Here is a 19,567-nt window from a genome sequence, read left to right as displayed (position 1 = left end):
CCCGGTTGTGGATCGGCGCGAATGCCGATGAAGAGGATATGAAATGCGCGGACCATCTGCGACGCGACACAATGACGAGCTGACGACGCTGCGGAGGCTGGCACGCTTCCGCTCGATGTCGCTGCTCTGCGCGATGCAGATGGTCTTCCTGCCGGTGTTCAGCGTCCGCCTGCAGGCGCAGACGGCGAACGTGATCACCCCGGACGGCCGCACCGGGACGAGCCTTCAGACATCAGGCAGCGTGACCAACGTCACGACGTCGACGATTTCGGGCAACAACGCCTTCAACTCGTTCTCGCAGTTCAGCGTCGGGCAGGGCAACACCGTCAATCTGCAGCTGCCGACCGGCACGCAGAACCTCGTCAACATCGTTCGCGACGCCCCGGTCTACGTCAACGGCACGCTGAACTCCTACATGAACGGCGCGATCGGCGGTAACGTCTATTTCGCCGATCCCAAGGGGTTCGTGGTCGGCCGCAGCGGCACGGTGAATGTCGGCAGCCTCAACGTCTCGACGCCGACACGCGAGTTCACCGACAGCCTGATCGGCGCAGGCGGGCAGATCAACCAGTCGGCGGTCGGCAATCTGATGGCGGGCTCGTTCCCGGTCTCGCCCGACGGCAACATCCGTATCTATGGCCGCATCAACGCGATCGACGGCGTGCGCCTGACCGGGCAGAACGTCTTTGTCGGCGGCGCCACCCAGCGCGACATCGCCAATCTCGATCACGCCGCGAAGTTCGCAGCTTCCGTCAACTCGAAGGGCCTGCGCAGCGCCAGCGCGATCACCGTGAGCAACGGCTCGATCCATATCGGCGCCGTCAACAATGCCAGGGTCAACGGGCGTCTCACCGCGCAGAGCAAGAGCGCGACGCCGAGCAACATCACGGTTCAGGCCGGCAACAACATCGATGTCGGCAAGAAGGCCAATCTCAACATCGCAAGCGCAAACGGCAATGCCGGAGAGATCCGCCTGAAGGCGGCGCAGAACCTGACCGTCGCGGGCGGCGCCAGGTTCGATGCCAGCGCGAAGACGGGCAATGCCGGTCTCGTCGACTTCAGCGCGAACGGGATCATCGACATTGGGAAAGGCATCAAGGTCGATCTCAGTGCGGACAACGGCAAGGCCGGCACGCTGCTGATCGACCCGACCGACGTGGTCGTGGGTGATGCCGCCCAGGGCGACACCGGCGTGACGCTGTCGAACAGCTCCATCGTGAATGCGCTCGCCGGGCTCAGCGCCGGTGCCGACTACCTCATCCAGGCCGATCATTCCATCACGCTCGCCGCGCATGCGATGATCGATGCCCGCCGTCTCGATGGCTCCGGCCATTCGACCGGCAACGCCAACAACGTCATCATCGACGCGCCGAACATCGAGATCATGAATGGCGCGCAGATCCTGGCCCAGTCGGTCAACTTCGGCGGGACCACCTACGCCGACGGCAACGTGACGCTGAGGGCAACGGCGAGCGACATCAAGCTGTCCGGCCAGGCCACCGCCGCGACGTCGATCACGGTCGACGGCAAGATTACCGGCGGCATCATCTCGATCAGCGCGACCTCGACGGCCGTGTCGAGTTTCCTGAACGGTTCGGTGGCTGGCGATTTCGCGCTCGTTGGCTCGACGCTTGCCGCCTCGCTGCTTGGGCTCAATGGCGGCTATGTCGCGGCAAGCGCCACCGCGACCATCAACATCAACAGCCATGCCGACATCAACGGCCGCGGCGATGTGACCATTTCCGCACACGCCACGGAGACCGCGTTGGATCCGGCGGTCGCCTCCACCTTGCTCGGCAGCCTCACGCCGGTCGCGGCCGGCGTGGTCGTCGGCAAGATCGACGGCACTGCCACGACCAACGTGGCCTCGGGCGCGACGGTCAACGCCGGCGGCAACCTCGAGATCAAGGCGCTCAATGATGCGACCATCGCCATCTCGGCCCTCGCGGCGTCGACGAGTGCGCAGATTGTCCCGACGGTGGCCTATTCCACGGGATCGGTGACGACGACCGCAAACGTCGCGACCGGCGCGCATATTGCTGCCGGCACGGTGAACACGAGCGGCAGCACCCTGAAGGTGCGCGCGATTAACAACAACTCGTTCTCGACCAGCGCAACGTCGGTTGCGGCGCCCGGAACGGGGGCGAGCGGTGCTGTCGGCGGCGCGTTCGCCATCAGCGACATCACGACGTCCGCGACCGCGACGCTCGGCGCATCGCTCGGAACCGATACCGCCAACCGGATGAACGGCTCCGTTCTGGTCGAAGCGACGTCCGATACCACGCTCAATTCCACGATGGCTTCGTCCATCGCCGGCCTCCCGGCACTGATCGCGGCAATCGAAAGAGGACTGCGTGCCGTCACCGCGCCGACGTCGATCATCAGGGACCATATGGGCTCGCTGATGCCGTTGAGCTTCGATTTCAAAGTCGCAGGCGCGCTCTCGCTGGCCAACAGCACGCAGAGCGCAACCGCTGCGATCGCGCAGAATCCGAGCGGCGGCGCGCCGAGCATCTATGCCAGCGGCAACGTCGCCGTCGCCAGCAACGTCATCGATCGCGGCGTTCGCAGCAATGCGACGTCCAGCGCGATCACGAAGGACCCGGTGTCCGGCGAGAGCACCGCGATCAGCGCGGCCGTCGCCTGGGGCAATTTCACCCACAATTCGAACGCCTATATCGGCGGCGGAACCCTGGTCAACGCGGCGAATATCGCCGTCGATGCCACCACCGAATTGCCGATCACCAACACCTGGCTGAAGTGGGATGGACTGGGTGCGGTTCTGAGCCATCTCAACGGCAATCTCGGCGTCGGCGGCAACATCCTGACGAGTTATGCCAACGCCACGGCCGACGCCGGAGACACGATCGGCATCGCAGGTTCGCTGAACCATTTCGTCGTGAACAACAACACGACGGCGTGGGTGGCCGGTTCCGCCAGCCTGACTGCGACCTGCACGACCGCGACCTGCGGCAGCAGCTGGTCGGCCGGCATGGACAATGGCGACGTCCATACCTACAACGCCAGCATTCAGATCGCGGCCACCACGACCACGGCGTCGATCGACGCCGCCGGCAATGTCGGCACGCTCGGCTTCCTGTTCGGCAACACCTCGGGCGGCTCCTCCGTCGGCGGCGCGCTCAATCTCGTCCAGTTCAACACCAATACCATCGCCGGCGTTTCGGACCGTGCGACGCTGCGTGCGGCGGACGACATCGCCGTCAACGCGATCACTTCCGACCGGTTCGTCGCTGTCGCACCGTCGTCCGGCAAGGCTGCCGGCACGCTGGCGCTGAACGGCATCACTTCGCTCGGTTTCCTGAACAACACGACGCACGCGTCGATCTCGAGCCAGGCCACCGTCTATGCCCCGACCGTCGGCATTCTGGCGCAGCAGGATCTGTCGGTCGTGACGCTGTCCGGCGCGATGAGCTATAACGGGAGCGGCGGTTCGGCGGTCGGCTTGTCGGTCGCCTATCTCGGCGCAAATACCGACACCTCCGCCTATATCGGCGACAACCATTCCGACATCCGGCCCGGCGTGTTCAGCGCCAACGATCCGTTCGCCGGCACCAGCGGCGGAAGCGGGGCGGTCAATGTCGACAATCTGACCCTCAGCGCGACCACTTCGGGACGCATCACGGCGGCCGCCGTCGCGGCAGCCGTCTCCGACCCGGCGTCGTCGAGTTTCTCCGACAAGGCAGGCGCTGCCGGCGCCGCCTCGACCGGAGGCACCGCCGGCGTGACGACGGCGGCGGGCAAGATTGGTTCGACCTCGGGATCGAGCACGAGCGGCTTCAGCCTCGATCTCGCCGGCAGCTCGTCGGTGAGCGACGTCTCGCTCGGCACCAGCGCCTATATCAGGAACACGACGGTCAACAAGTACACCACGACCGGCGCCGTGCTGACCAACACGATCGTTCAGGCGCTGAACGACACTATGCTCAACAATGGTTCCGGCTCCGCGGCGCTCAATCTGGCCGGAGGGTCTGCCACGGGGGCTGCGATCGGCGGCGCGATCGCGGCGGCGATGTCGAACAATGCGACGCTCGCCTATATCTACGGCACCACCATGAACAACCAGAGTTCGGTGACGGTGCAGGCGCTAAATGGCGGCTCGGAGACCGTCGTTGCCATCGGCGTGGCGGGATCGAAATCCAATTCGGCGTCGCTGTCGGCCTCGGTCGGCATCATCACCGACAGCGCCAACGCCTATATCGAGAGCTCGACGATCACGGGGCAGGCGAGCGGCGTCAATCGCGCGCTCGAGGTCGACGCCTACCAGACCACGAACATCGCGATCGGCGGCGGCTCGCTCTACATTACGGGTGGTCAGGCCGGCGTCGGCATCGGGCTGACCTATGCGTCGATCGCCGATCCCACGGGTGGAAACGCGACCGACGCGCATATCCGCAGCACGGCGATCTCGAACTACGACAGCCTCCTGGTGATGGCCGACAGCGCCAGCGTGATTGCGGCCGGTGCGGCTTCGGGCGGGGGCGGGGCCAGCGCCAACGGACTTGCCGGCGCGATCGTCGTCAGTGAGATCACACCGACCACGACGGCCTATATCAACAGCGGCGCGACGGTGAGCATCAATGTCGGCCGCGTGACGGTGCTGGCGGACAGCGGCGCGGTGTCGGCGCTGGATACGGCGCTCGGCAACCTCGTCAAGAAGTCGAACAACAATCATCTCGCCACGGACACCTGCACGGTCGCCGGCGGCACGGGCGGGCAGAACTGCATCGACTTCAGCGCGGCTGCGCTCAACGACGGCACGGGTAACGGTCCGGGAGCCAGCATCGTCTCCGTTGCGGGTCTCATCCAGGCGGGCAAGAACAATGTCGGCGCCTCGATCGTCTACAACACCATCGCAATCACGCATTCGGCCTACATCGCCAACGTCCTGATGACTGCCGGCAGCAACGGCAATGTCAGTGTGAGCGCGGTCGACTCCTCCAAGATCCAGGCGGTCACGATCGGCTTTGGTCTGGCGACCGGACAGTTTGCGGGCGTCGGCGGCACCACGATCAGCAGCATCTCCAATACCGTTACGGCGGCCATCGGCAACGGCCAGTCCAGCGCGACGCAATCGTCCGTCACGGCCAAGAACATTTCCGTCTCCGCGACCGACAATTCCAGCATCACCGGAACCGCTGCCGTCGCGGGCGCCTCGACGCAAGGCAGCGCCGCGGGCCTGGCGCTCGTCTACAGCAGCATCGCCAACAATGTCAGCGCCGGCGTCACCGGGTCCAAGCTGACCGCCTCGGGCAGCGTCGCCGTCGGTGCGAACTCGAACGCCAGCATCTCGACCGTTGCCGTCGGTATCGCGATGTCCTCGCAGGTCGGGCTGGCCGGCTCGGTCGCCACCAATCTGATGGGCACCAACGTCACCGCCAGCATCACCGCCGCCGGCACCAATGGGATCAACGGCGCCGACGTCACCGCCACCAACAACGTCGCCGTGATCGCCGGCAACAACGACAAGGCGGCCGTGTTCGCCGGTGCCGTGTCGATCAGCAAGGGCGCAGCCGGCGGCGCAGGCTCGCTGGTCACCAACCAGATCACGGGAACCACAGCGGCCTATATCAGCGGGGCGAACACCAAAGTCGATGCGCTCGGGACCAGCACCACCGATACGCTGTCGGTCAACAACGGCACGCTGGTGCATGCCTTCGATCTCGGCGCCGCCCACGCGCCGACCGACTCTACGCCCGATCTCTCCGAGAACCAGGACATCCTGCGCGGCCTTGCCGTGGTCGCGAGCTCGCACCAGGCGGTCGTGACCAACGTCGCGTCGGTCGCCGCGAGCAGCGGCATCGCCATCATGATCAACCCGATCACCAATGTGATGAGCGGGGCGACTAGGGCCTATATCGACAGCGCGTCCATCGACACGCGCCTGACCTCGTCGACGCTGGCACCCCAGATCGAGGTTGCGGCGTCGAGCTTCTCCTATTCCGGCGCGTTTGGCGCCGGCATCGTGGCCCCGACCGGCAACGGCGGCGGCGGCGCCACCATCATCAGCACCACGATGCAGCGCGGTACGTTTGCCTACATCACCAATTCGACTGTCGGCGGCGCGCAGTCGTCGAGCCCGACGGTCGGCGCCGTCACCGTGAAGGCCAATGCCGAGCAGGATGCATCCTCGATCGCGATCGGCTTCAACACCGGCTCGGTCGGGTTGAACGTCTTCCAGGCGACGACGGAAGCCTATGTCGATGGTGGCGCGCTGACGGCCGCATCGCTGACGGTGAACGCCACCAACAACACCGGCATCTTCTCCGCGAACGGCTCCGGCGCCTATGGCAGCCAGGCCGCGATCGGCGCGGCGTTCCTGGTCCAGGTCTCCTCGAACCGGACCGAGGCCTATGTCGGCGACGAATTCCACTATCAGGGTAATGGCGCTGCACACACGACCGCGCTCAATCTGAGCGGCGCGCTCGACGTCGAGGCCACCACCAAGAACCGCTTCGAGGCCTATGCGATCGGCGGTGCGCTCTCGACCGGCACGGCGGCGATCGCCGGCATGGCGAACATCGAGATCGCCAACAACACCACCATCGCCGGCGTCTACGACACCACATTGCAATCGGTGACGGGTGGTGCGGCCGGCGCGGTCACCATCAACGCGACCGAGGACGTGGCGATCAAGGAGATCGCGGGGGCGCTCGCGGTTGGCGCCAGCGGGGCAGGGGTCGGCATCGGCGCCGCCGCCAACGTCATCAGCTTCAAGAGCCAGACCATTGCGGAAAGCCGCAACAGCAATCTGAACTCGGCCGGCGCGATCAACGTCAATGCGCTCAGCACCAAGGAGGTGCTGTCCTACGCGGTCACCGCGGGCATCGGCGGCAGCGTCGGTATCGGCGCGACGGTCGGCGTCATCATCATCGGCACCAACACCGCCGATGCCGATACCCAGGGCCAGCAGACCGGCCAGCTCAATCAGGGCAACAACGGCACCATCGCGTCCGTGAACAACGGCACCAACCACACGCAAGGCAGCAACGCGGTCGCGAGCGGAACGGCCGGCAATCCGAACAGCGCCAACGTCAGCTCGACCTACGACGTCAGCAGCGTGCTGAGCGGCGGCAACGACGCCGTTGTCGCGCAGATCGCTGGCGGCAACGTCACGGGCACGCAAGTCAATGTCACTGCCACCAGCGCCAATGCGGCCAAGATGTATCTTCTTGGCGCCGGCTTTGCGAAGAATGTCGGCATCGGAGCGGGCATTGGCTACACCAGCGTCAACAGCACCGTGCTCGCCAATCTGAGTGACTACGGACGCAACGGCTCCGGCGTGCTGGTGGCCGCAGATACGCCTTTGGCCGTCTCGGCACCGATTGTCACCGTTGCGGCGGTGGTCAAGGACGCGACCACCGGACCTTATGCCGGCAAGACCATCGACACCGAGGCGATCGCCGGCGGTGCGGCGCTTTACTTCGGCGCCGATGCGGCTGTCGCGGTCGGCAATGTCAGCAACTCCGTGGTGGCGATGCTTGGCGGCCAGATCACCGGCACGGGCGGCACCGGCACTGGCGCCGCGGTCATGGCGCAGGATTCGACGACCCAGGTGGTCTTCACCGGCGGCGTCACCGGCGGCGCCGTGGCCGTCGGCGCTTCGGTCGCGTCGGCAAGCCGAACGAGCTCGGTCGCTGCGAGGGTTCTGAACGGCTCCACCGTCAACGTCACGACTCTGGCAGTTGGAGCAAGCGGCGCCGGCACCTTGACCACGACGTCCACAGCACTTGGCGGCGGCATCGTCGCGGGCGTCGGTGCGGATGCGGAGGCCCACGAGAACTCGTCCGTGCTGGCGGAGATCGGCAGCAGTGCCTCGATCACGACGTCGGCGGCCGGCGTCGGCACGCTGGTGTCGGCGTCGATCACGCCCAATCTGTCGAGCGAGGCGATCGGCGTTTCCGTTGGCGGCGCCGCTGTCGGCGTCGCCATCGCCAAGTCTACGGTCGGCGCCACGGTGACGGCCGATGTCGGCGACAACGTCAGCTTCTCGGGCGGTGCGCTCGCGGTGACCGCCATGGCGCTGGTCCCGACCAGCGGCACGACGACCTGGGCCAAGGCACTCGCCGGCGGCGGCGGCTCGCTGATCGGCGCACAGGGCAGCCTTGCCGTGGCGTCCGAGAACGCGACGGTGAGCGCCTATGGCGGGACGGGGATCCGGCTTCCCAACGCCGATGTCACCATCGCGGCCGAGAACGACAGCGCCCAATACGCCGAGGGGACAGGCCTTTCGACCGGCTTCCTGGCGCTCGGTGCGACGGTCGCGCAAACGTCGTCGAACGCGCACACCTATGCCTATCTGGGTGCGCCCGCCGATATGGATAATCTCAATCACGGCAATTACACGGGCATCCTCCGGATCACGGCCACCGGCACGGATACCAACGTGTCCAACGCGACGGTCGGCGCGGGCGGCACCTATGCCGGCGCGGCAGCGGTCGCCACCACCAGCTCGACCGCCGTGACCAACGCGCGGTTCGACGGCGGCACGGCGGATGACACGCTCTATTTCGGCGGCCTCCGCATCAATGCCAAGCACACCACGAATTATGCCGCCAGCGGCGACGCCTATCAGGCGTCGACGGCCGGTGTCTCCGCCGGCAAGGCGCAGAACGACGTCGACTCGACCACCACTGCCGAGATCGGAACGCACCTGATCATCAATTCGGCGGGCGGCAACATGGTCGTCATCGCCAACGACATCGTCAACCAGGGCGGCGGCGGCGCGCGGTCGGGCTCCGGCGGCTCGTTCTCGGGTGCAGCCGCACTCAGCACCTCGACCGTCACCCAGCACGTCAACACAAATATCGGGGCCGGCACGGTCCTGAGCCTCAACGGCGATCCGCGGACGTCGGCGGCGTTCATCAATATCGAGGCCTACAACACGCTGAACACCAACGATACGGCGAGCCTCGCCACGGCCAGCTTCTTCGCCGGCGGCGGCGCCGAATCCAACATGACGGCGAACGCCACGCTCGCGGTCAACATCAATGCCCGCGAGCTGTTCAGCGTGGGCAAGATCTATATCGGCACGGCCGCGAAGATGGCGGCGGCGAACAACGCCAATGCCAGCCTCTACGGCGCGATCGCCGGTGTCGGTGCCAGCACCAACAGCTGGGTCCACGCCAACCAGTCCGTCAATGTCGGCGACAACGCGAAGATCGCGGCCTGGCGCGACATCACCATCTACGCGGGCCTCGCCGGCGACGGCACCGTCTTCAGCAGCGTGCAGGCGACGGCGACGACGGTCGTCTACAACAACACCGCCGTTCCGATCTCCACGCTTTATCGCGGCACGGCCAATGCTGACGACACCACGAGCCTGACGCTGGCCCCCACCTCGAGCATCCTCGGCGCGCGCGACATCTATCTCGGTGCAACGCAAGGGCAGGTCACGGCGGCCGGCAACGGCAGCAACTACAATCCGTATCTGGACATCTTCAGCGCCAAGAACAGCGACAACCACAGCCACACCAGCGGAACCGGCGATGTCGCGCTCAACGGCCAGGTGGTGGCGGGCGTCAATAACGATTTGACGATTACGATCGAACTCGGTGCGACCGCGCCGACACTGAGCACGACCAGTCCCTATTCCCTGCTGACAAACGGCTCTTCATCGGTCCCCGAGCTCGTCTCCGACGTCAATCACTTGAGCCCGGTGATGAGCTGGAACCACCAGACGGTCCAGTACGCCGTCGTCGGCAACTTCAATCCCTACCAGCTGGTGGTCAACCAGCTGGCGTCGCTGACCGGACTGACCGAGTCGCAGGTCCGCTCCCAGCTCGCGGCGGCGACGCCCACGGCGCCTGCCAGCATGTTGCCGTCCGGCACCGATCCGACCGGCGACAAGCAGCGCCAGATCGACACGTTGATCAAGCAGGCGCCGTTTACCTCCGACGCGCCCGGCAACGCCTTCGCGTTCGGCGACATCATGGTGTCCGCCGGCAACGTCTCGATCCTGGCTCAGAAGCTGACCGGCAACAGCGGGACGAATCCCGCAGCGCCCGCGGTCATCGCGCGCAGCTCGCCCTTGATCAAGATCGAGAACAAGGGCCTCGACTTCATGAGCCTGGGCAACCTCACGGTCACCGACGTGACCGGAGGAAACATCACTTACCGTCAGATCGACCATGTCGACCCGGATTCTCACTCCAACGTGACCTTCACCGCGATGCCGAGCGCGACGCCGGTCATCGACGTCTCGGCCACCTACAACCGCCTGGATCCGGACTCCGGCCAGGGTATCGACCAGAACGGCAACGTGCTGACCCGCACGCCCGACATCTATTTCAACGGCGCCGTCAACAACGCGAACGGCCTGCTCAAGATCATCAACAATCTCGGCAGCGTCGTCGCATCGCAGTCGCTCAGTGCCGCGACCGTCCAGATCGTGGTGCCCAAAGGCACCTTCACCTTCCTCGGCGGTATCGGGAGCTTCTACGACAGCGGCAGCGCGGTCACCTCGCAATGGGCCACCACTGAAAACAGGCCGGAAGACACGCTGACCGCGGTGATGACGGCGGCGACCTATCTCGGCGCCTACGGCGACTACTATACCGCTCCGCATATCGCTTCGGGAACCGATCACCCCTATTTCTATTACTGCTGCACCGACGGCAGCCACGGCGTGTATCAACCCGTCGGCAACGCCGACGCCAGCACGATCTTCACCGCGCGCATGCTGATGACGTATTACGACGGCACCTCGCTCTATTCATCGATCTTCCTGCCGGTGGGCAGGGGTACGCCTGGGAACACCAGCACTCCCGATGCCGGCAGCGTGCCTGACATCGCGACCCTCAAGATCATCGAGGGGCAGTCGCAGGACTCGTCCAATGTCGTGCTCGCGCAGTGGAAGAAAACGACTTATGACGGCCGCAACGTCTATACCGATAGCGGTCCGTACAAGACGCCGTTCAACTGTGCGTCAGCCTGCGACAGCTCGGGCTTCTTCCAGGTGATCAACATCCAGCCGGATGCGATCACGCCGAAGACCGCGGACGCGCCGGCCACCGCGACTGCCACCCGGACCATCAGCGGCCAGGCGGTCATCATCTCGGCGTCGGTGATCAACATCAACGGCACCATCCAGGCCGGCTCGAGCAGCAATTACTCGGTCGACATCGGCGCCGCGGCGTACGATGCCATCTACGGCAGCAACGGCCTCAAGAACCGCAACGGCGGCGCGGATTTTGCCGCGGCCCAGGCCAATGCGCGGAACGGCGTCTATTACGACATCTCGGGCTCCGTGACGGCGTCGGCCAGCGGCGACGCCAAGATCGGGGTCAGGTACAACGCTCTCACCGACCAGCTCATCCTGAATGGCGTGGCGCAGGGCGCCGGCGGCTACGTCTACCTCAACGGCAAGATCATCTCGACCTCGACCGACAGCACCCAGACCCAGGGTAACATCGAGATCAAAGGCGGCGCCGGCACGGTCACCGTCAACAACACCAGCGGGCTCCAGCTGGTCACCAACACCATCAATACCAGCGTCACTGCCCAGAGCGTGGTCGAGATCGTCGACCAGCTCAAGGGGAAGACGACGTGGTGGGTTTACGATCCCAAGGCTGCAAGCAGTCAGCAGGTGTCGCGGTACGAGACCAACAGTGTCACTGCGGCCGCGATCGACCCGTCGATGCTTACGGCCAGGACCGGTACGGCGGGCGTCCAGTACCGGACGCAGGAGAACATGCTCTATCAATGGGTCGACACCGCGACGCTGGATCGTCTACCCACCAGCACGCAGTTCGACTACGGCTGGAGCTTCACGCCCAATCAGGTCACCGGCGAGAACTGGACCCGCTCGACCAACCTGGTTTCAGGCACGCAGAGCAGCAACTATCAGAAAGTCACCACCGCCACAGGCAGCTATCACTGGGCGGGAGGCGTGAACCCGGATGGGAGCCCCGTTGGACTCAACACCCATTCCAACGCGTGCTGCGGCGCGGACGCCCAGTACAACTGGTACCAGGCGATCTATGATCACCTGACGCTCACGCTGACCAACACGGTCAAGGCGTCGAACCCGATCAACATCAAGTTCATCGGCGGCAGTAGCAGCGACGTCGTGGTCAATTCGACCTCGGGCATCGTCATCAACGGGTCGATCAACAACCAGCAGGGCACGACGACGCTTGCCGCCACCGGCGCCAACTCGTCCATCACGGTCGCCGCCAATGCCAACAACCCGGTAATCTCGGGCACGAGCGTGACGCTTCGGGGTGACGGTGGCATCGGAACGCTCGGCACCAACAAGGCTCCCGTCCAGGTGCAGATCTATGGCGGCAGCCTGACCGCCAGCTCGATCGACCGCGACATCGCGATCTCGGCGATCGGCGCGCTGTCGATCAACCAGGTCAAGGTGAATTCGGCAGGCGCCACGCCGCAAGGCAGCGTCTTCCTCTCGGCGACCGGCGACATCAACTCGGCGTCCGCCTACAACGTCGCCAATCCCGTCGTGATCGGCAAGAACATCGAGATCAACTCCACCTCCGGTGCGATCGGCGCGAAGAGCGCCGTCGTCAATGGCGCATCCACCCTGACCAACATCAATCCGCTGGTGATCCAGGCGACGGGGACGATTCAGGCCAACGGCAGCGTCGATGGTGGTGTTCTCGACAGCGCCTCGGCCACCGGCACCTACATCATCCAGTCCAAGGGCGATTTGCGCCTCGGCACGGTCCAGTCGACCGGTGGCCCGGTCTTCCTTGAGGCGGCGGGCTCCGACAACAACCCGGCCAACATCCTGAACGGCCGGGCGGCGGTTGGTCTGACCCAGGCGCAGAGCCAGCATCTTCAGGACGTTCAGGCGAGCCTCGACCTGCTCAGCGGCAATGCCGCCACCAACGCCGTCAACAGCTACCAGTCGATGGTGACGTCGGCCTACAACGACTACTTCCAGCTCAAGAACATCGCCTTCCCGAACGGCAGCACCTACAACCCGACCTCGGTGGGGCAGACGGTGCTGCGGGCGCAGGTGGCCGCCAAGCTCGGCATCGATCCCGCGAACGTCACGACGACGCAGATGAAGACCGAGGCCACGACGCGGTTCCTGAGGGACCAGTTCCTGCTCGGCAAGATCACCACCGACGAGCTCAAGACCTCGCTGACGACGTTGCTGGGCAGCGCGCCCACAGATCCGCTGGGGACCGTGTTCGGCAGCTCGCTGTCGTCGACCCTGTTCACCAAGCTGTTCGACGGCGTGGCGACAGCCAATCAGCGCATGCCGAGCAATACGGCGCTGCAGACGGCGCTTGGCGCCTATAATGTGAATTACAGCTACACGCTCGCATCGACCGAGCGGGTCTACAGCATCATCACCGCGGGCTCGCAGTGGACGCAGAGCCAGCTCGCCTACACGGTGTCGTCGTCGGCCGTCGGCGCGGCGCCGCCGCCGATCGACGAGAACGTCGTCGCCAATGTCAGCGCCAACCAGATCATGCTCTACGCGCCGCGCGGCTCGGTCGGCAATTCGGCAGCGCCCCAGACGTTCACCTTCACCAGCGTCGATTCCTCGTCGCTGACGCCGGAGCAGAGGGGATTGCTCGCCACGGCCGGTCCCGGCCAGCTCACCGTCGGCGCGGTCACGGACCCGACGACCCATGTCACGACCTATACGGTCAGCCTGTCGCAGCAGAACCTCGTCGTCGTCGACAACCCGATCGCGATTTCGGCCAAGGCGCTGTCGAACATCTATCTCGGCAGCAAGAACAGCCTCGCGCTCGGCGGCGTCACCGCCAATTACGGCCCGATCGCGGCCGCGCAGGCCAACGGCATCGAGGTGACCGGCCGCGGCGACGTCAAGCTCGACGCCGTCAACAGCATCTCCGCCAACGCAAGCGGGGCCGTGATCTCAGGCGATATCGGCAACCTGACCCTGATCGCCGAGCACGGCAATGTCGGTGCCCCCTCGGGAACCGCCGGAAGCAACCCCGCGAACAATACGAACGCGCTTCAGATCGCATTCGCGGATCCGTCCAACGACCAGCTCGACCAGGTCTCGTCGGCGCAGGGCATCTACCTGAAGCAGACCACCGGCGATCTCATTCTCGGCAACATTGCCGCCGGCAATGCGATCCAGCTCGCCGCGACCGGCAGCATCTATGCCGAGGCCGGCTTCACCGATCGTACGGCGATCCACATCCTGGGCGCCGACCTTGATCTGCGCGCCGGCGGCAACATCGGCTTCAACGGCTCGACCTTCCAGCCGCTCCAGGTGAATATCTCCGGCGCGGTGACCGGCTCGGCGGTCGGCGACCTCAGCATCCTCGCCGTCACCGGCGATCTCATGGTCGGCACGAGCGGCACCTATGGGACGCTGACGGCCGGCGGCGCGCTGACGCTCAACGCTGCGCGCGGCGGGCTCACCGTCAATGCCGACGTCACCAGCGGCGGCCTGATGCAGCTGCTCGCCAACCGCGGCATGAGTTTCGCGGCCGGCACCAGCGCTGCGCCGGTGGTTGCGACCAGCAGCTCGGACGGCGTGACCCTGGTTGCCGCGACGCTGACGATGGGCGCCTATTCGGCCATCAACGCGGCCGGATTGATCTCGGTGACCACCACGGGCGATGCGACGATCGGCCAGCTGAATTCGTCCCTGTCCTACGCGGCGGCCTCGAACGCGCCCTCGATCATCGTCACTGCCGGTGGCGTCGCTTCGCTGGGCGCGATCATCGACAATGGCGACGGCCAGACCAGGTTCGTCGCATCCGGCGCGGGCGCCGAAGTGTCGCTGAGCGCATCGAACGGCATCGGAAGTGCCACGAGCCGGCTCGCCTTCAACGCCGTACAATTGTCGGCGAGCGCGAGCGCCGGGGGCATCTACCTGAAGGCGCTGACCGACACCGAGGCGAGCCTGCTGTCCGCGGTGAAGGGCAACGTGGACATCATCGGCACCGGCGCGCTGACGCTCGACCAAGTGCTGGCGGGCACGGCGACCGGCGCGAGCGGCAGCTTCAGTGCCGTCGCGAACAACGGCAGTGTCGTCATCGGGACCGCCGACAGCAGCGGCTCGCAGACGGTCCACGCGACCCAGAACGTGACGTTCAAGTCGCTGACGACGACCGGAAATGCCGGCGACGCCGGCAACATTGACGTCACCGCCGACAACGGCTTCATCCTGGCGCAGACGGTGACGTCGGGCGGCGTGACCACGCTGGGGTCGGTCTCGGCCCACGGCTCGGCGACGCTGCTTGCGGCCACGACCATCACCGGCAACACGCTCGCCACCACGACCGGCTCGGCCGTGCTGACCGCGACCGGCCCGATCGACTGGAACACGCTCAACGTCGGGACGATGCTGGGCGCGACGGCAAGCCAGGGCAGCATCACCTTCCAGACGGCGCAGAGCGGCGGCACGCAGACCATCCGCGCCCATGACAATGTGACGTTCAATGCGCTGACGACGACCGGCATCACCGGCGATGCCGGCAGCATCAACGTCACCGCCGACAACGGCTTCATCCTGGCGCAGACGGTGACGGCTGGCGGCGTGACGAGCCAGGGCTCGGTCTCAGCCAACGGCTCGGCGACGCTGCTTGCGGCCACGACCATCACCGGCAACACGCTCGCCGCCACGACCGGCTCGGGCCTGCTGACCGCGAGCGGTCCGGTCAACTGGAACGTCCTCAATGTCGGCACGACGCTGGGCGTGACTTCAAGCCAGGGCAGCATCACGTTCCAGACGGCGCAGAGCGGCGGCACGCAGACCATTCACGCCCACGACAACGTCACCTTCAACGCGCTGACGGCGACGGGCATCAACGGCGACGCCGGCAGCATCAACGTCAATGCGGATAACGGTTTCATCCTGGCGCAAACGGTGATGTCGGGCGGCGTGCCAACGCTGGGCTCGGTCTCCGCCAATGGCTCGGCGAGGCTGATCGCGGCGGGGACCAACACCGGTCATAACCTCACGGCCACGACCGGCAACGCAGTCCTGAGCGGCACCGTCGTTCGTTGGGATAATCTTAGCGCGGGCGGCACGCTCGACGTCACCGCGACGGCCGGAGGGATCACCGTTGGCACCGCCATCAGCGGTGGCACGCAGACCCTGCATGCCGTCAACGATATCGTCTTCAGCCAGCTCACCACGACCGGTATCCCGGGCGATGCCGGCGACCTCAACGTCAAATCCGACACGGGCTCGCTCCGCGGCGGATCGATCACCGCCAACGGCGAGACGCGTTTCGATGTGGCCGGATCGGTCTCGTTCGACCGGATCAGTGGCGACATCGTCAAGATGACGTCGTCGGGTGACCTGACGATCAACTGGGTCAGCGTCGTCCGGGAGCTCGACCTGGCGGCAGACACGATCAACGTCAGGGGCGAGCAGATCCGTTCGAATCCGGCGATCCCGCTGATCATGAACATCACCGGCTATAACGGCGGCGTCGCGAAGTCCGCCAACATCTCGATCGACCCGGACAGCATCATCGTCAACCAGTTCAGGGTGGTGGACGCGAACTTCTGGACCGACGCGCATGCGGTCACGATCCTGAACGGCTATGTCCCGGGCCAGCTCATGCTCACCACCGCCACCCAGCAGGTGTTCCTGAACAACCGGACGCTGGCGCCGACCAACGGGCCGACGCTCCAGCTCTACCAGCCGGGCGGCGTGTTCACGATGAGCCAGGTCGGCAACGCCAATGTCAGCAACGCCTACGTGGTGTTCTACACCGGCGACGTCTCGGCGAGCGTCACCAATTACGGGCCGACGCACACCTGCTGCTACGACTTCACCGGCGCCAGCATGGTGCGCAACATCCCGGTCGACGGCGAGGGCAAGGAGAGCATCGAGACCTGGCTCGCGAAGAAGGATGGCGGGACGTTCTATTTGCTCGGTCTCTCCGGCCAGGCCCGGCTCGATGCGCTGCTGACGCCGCGTCCGGTCGAGACCATCGGCTCCGGTCCCGCCGTCAACATCGAGGGACTGAGCGACCTGCGCAAGCTGCGCCGTCAGGGGCAGCGCGTGGGTCGCCCGGGCTGGAAGGATGCGGCGGTCGAGACGGCGAAGCCGTCCGTTGGCCGTCTCGCACAGGCATGGTAACGAGATTCGGGATGCGGATTTGGGGGGCAGCGTTGGGGGTGGGGCTTGCAGCTTGCTGCATCGCCCCTTCGCGCGCGCAAGTGCCCTCGATCAATCCCGGCGTGATCCAGAACGACGTCGACCGGCAGCGCCGCCAGCTCGAGCAACAGAGCGCGCCGCCCAAGCTCACCGGTCCCGCGGTGATCGGCGGCGAGCGGGAGAAGTCCGGGCTGCTGAAGCCGGGTGGGCCGAAATTCCGCCTGCGCAAGGTCGAGTTCGACGCGTCCAAGTTCATCACGCCGGCGGAGCTCGACGAGATCGCGAAGAAATATGTCGGCAAGAACGTCGACATCGCCGCACTGTTGCAGCTCGTGGCCGACATCAACGCCATCTACACCGAGCGCGGCATCGTCACGGGCATCGCGACGCTGCCGGACCAGGACGCCAAGGGCGGCATCGTCCGCGTCAAGCTGACCGAAGGCCGGTTGCACAAGACGACCATCGAGGGCAACAAGCAGACCCGCACCGATTACATCCTTCAGCGCGTGAAGGAGCCCGAAGGCGAGGTCCTCGACGTTCCAAAACTCAATCGCGACGTGATCTGGTTCAACCGGACCAACGACGTGCAGATCAAGGCGCTGCTCCAGCCTGGCACGAGTTTTGGCCTGACCGATCTCCAGTTCGCCGTGATCGAGCCGCCGGTCGACACCTTGCAACTCTTCACCGACAACCAGGGCGCGGAGAACACCGGGCGCTGGGAGGGCGGAGCCTTCTACAAGCGCCACGGCCTGTTCGGCGTCGACGACCGCCTGACCTTCTACGGCGTCCGCGCCGACGGCAATCTCAACGGCAACGCCGCCTACAGCATTCCGGTCAATCCCTGGGGTGGCCGCGTCGGCGTCAGCTATACCGAAGGCAAGATCAAGATCATCCAGGGACCGTTCGTCGCGCTCGACGTCACCGGACGCTCGAGCCAGGCCGCGGTCAATTTCAGCCAGCCGGTCTGGGTGACGCAGAACTGGCTGATATTGCTCAACGCCGCCGAGACCGAGGGCAAGACGGTCAGCCGCTTCGCCACGGTCTCCGTGACCGACGACCATTACGACAAGGCCACCGCCGGGCTCTCGGTGACCAATTCCGGCAACACCTATTCGATCACGGTCTCGCCGGCGGTGAACTACATCACCTGGCATGATTATGTGCTCGGCAACAACCGCGCGTTCAACACCTATACCGGCTCGCTGATCGCGACCAGCGCGGCGGGGCCGCAGAATTTCAGCGCCAACGTGCTGGCGAGCTGGCAGTACACGCAGGAAAAGCTGCTGCCGGGCGACCAGATCTTCTCGATCGGCGGTCCCACCACCGTGCGCGGCTATCCCTCCAACTCCGCATCCGGCGACAGCGGCTATTATTTCAACGCCGAGCTGCACTACAATTGGTCGTCGTGGCTTAGGGGGTTCGACACCTACATCTTCACCGACTGGGGTGCGGTCTATTCAACATTCCCGGGGGTTACCGAGCTCGCTTCGGTCGGCGTCGGCTTCTCATGGACCTATGCGTCGTTCATGACGTTCGAGGCGAATTACGCGACGCCGTTGAAGATGGCCGTCTCGACCCAGAACCATTACGAGGCCTATGGCCGCGTCATCTTCCGACCGTTGTTGATGTTCCAGAAGCCGGAGAGCCCCGCGCCGGTGGCGGCTGCCGCCGGCAAGAGCAGGTCGTAGCGACAAGCCGCCGCTCTCTCCGTCGTCATTGCGAGAAGCCCGCGACAAAATTGCAAAGCAATTTTGCGCTGGTGCGACGAAGCAATCCAGAATCCCTCCGCGGAGACAGCCTGGATTGCTTCGCTACGCTTGCAATGACGGAGGATGGAGCGGGGGCGTCTCAACGCCGCAGCGTGAATTCCTCCGCGCCGCGACGGTGCTCCCACTTCGCCTGCTCCAGCTCCGGCTGGTCGCATTCGACTTCCGGATAGCCGATGCAGAGATAGGCGATGAACTTCCAGGAGCTGGGCACGTCGAGAGTGGTGTGAACGCGCTCCGGATTGAGGATCGACACCCAGCCGATGCCGATGCCGTCGGCGCGCGCGGCGAGCCACATCGCGGTGATCGCGGCGACCACTGAATATTCCGTCGTCTCCGGCATGGTCGCGCGGCCGAGGCCGTGGCCGATGTCGCTCGCTTTGTCTGCGAACACGGCGAGGTGACCGGGCGCCTGTTCGAGACCAGACAGTTTTAGTGTGGCATAGCGCGCGGCGCGTTCGCCGGAGTAACAGTTCAGCGCATCGGCGTTGCATGCCCTGAAGTCGTCGATCACGTCGCGGCGTCGTGCGGCATCTTCAACGACAACGAAGCGCCAGGGCTGGCTCAGGCCGACCGAGGGTGAGAGACAGGCGGTCTCGATCAGGCGATCGATGGCGCCGGCCGGCAGCGGATCGGCGCGGAAGCGGCGCACGTCGCGGCGCCACACGAACAGCTCGCGCAAGTGCTGACGGAAGGTGTCGTCGAACTCGACCAT

The 19,567-nt window shown here is 65.5% G+C and carries 3 protein-coding genes; 2 read left to right on the top strand and 1 reads right to left on the bottom strand.

The window, feature by feature from the left end:
- Positions 1–43: 43 nt before the first annotated feature.
- Together ABIB95_RS02265 and ABIB95_RS02260 are read left to right on the top strand one after the other, a co-directional pair.
- Positions 44–17,068 (top strand): leukotoxin LktA family filamentous adhesin, encoded by a 17,025-nt coding sequence (locus tag ABIB95_RS02265; protein ID WP_354237762.1) that lies wholly within the window; start codon positions 44–46, stop codon positions 17,066–17,068.
- An 11-nt stretch (positions 17,069–17,079) separates the two neighbouring features.
- Complete coding sequence (locus ABIB95_RS02260) at positions 17,080–18,774, top strand: ShlB/FhaC/HecB family hemolysin secretion/activation protein (RefSeq protein WP_354237761.1); 1,695 nt, start codon at positions 17,080–17,082, stop codon at positions 18,772–18,774.
- Between the two features lie 160 nt (positions 18,775–18,934).
- On the opposite strand, the gene bluB is transcribed toward ABIB95_RS02260, so the two are convergent.
- Positions 18,935–19,567, bottom strand: a complete 633-nt coding sequence (gene bluB / locus ABIB95_RS02255; protein ID WP_354237760.1) for a 5,6-dimethylbenzimidazole synthase — start codon at positions 19,565–19,567, stop codon at positions 18,935–18,937.

Origin of the sequence: Bradyrhizobium sp. LA2.1 (genome assembly GCF_040547725.1) — a bacterium.
In the GTDB taxonomy this organism is placed as follows: Bacteria; Pseudomonadota; Alphaproteobacteria; order Rhizobiales; family Xanthobacteraceae; genus Bradyrhizobium; species Bradyrhizobium barranii.
This window is presented reverse-complemented; position numbering and strand designations above follow the sequence as displayed.

Bases quoted from the DNA above. Each gene is read 5' to 3' on its own strand.
- ABIB95_RS02260 (WP_354237761.1), top strand. From the start codon at position 17,080: ATGCGGATTTGGGGGGCAGCGTTGGGGGTGGGGCTTGCAGCTTGCTGC.
- bluB (WP_354237760.1), bottom strand. From the start codon at position 19,567: ATGGTCGAGTTCGACGACACCTTCCGTCAGCACTTGCGCGAGCTGTTC.
- ABIB95_RS02265 (WP_354237762.1), top strand. From the start codon at position 44: ATGCGCGGACCATCTGCGACGCGACACAATGACGAGCTGACGACGCTG.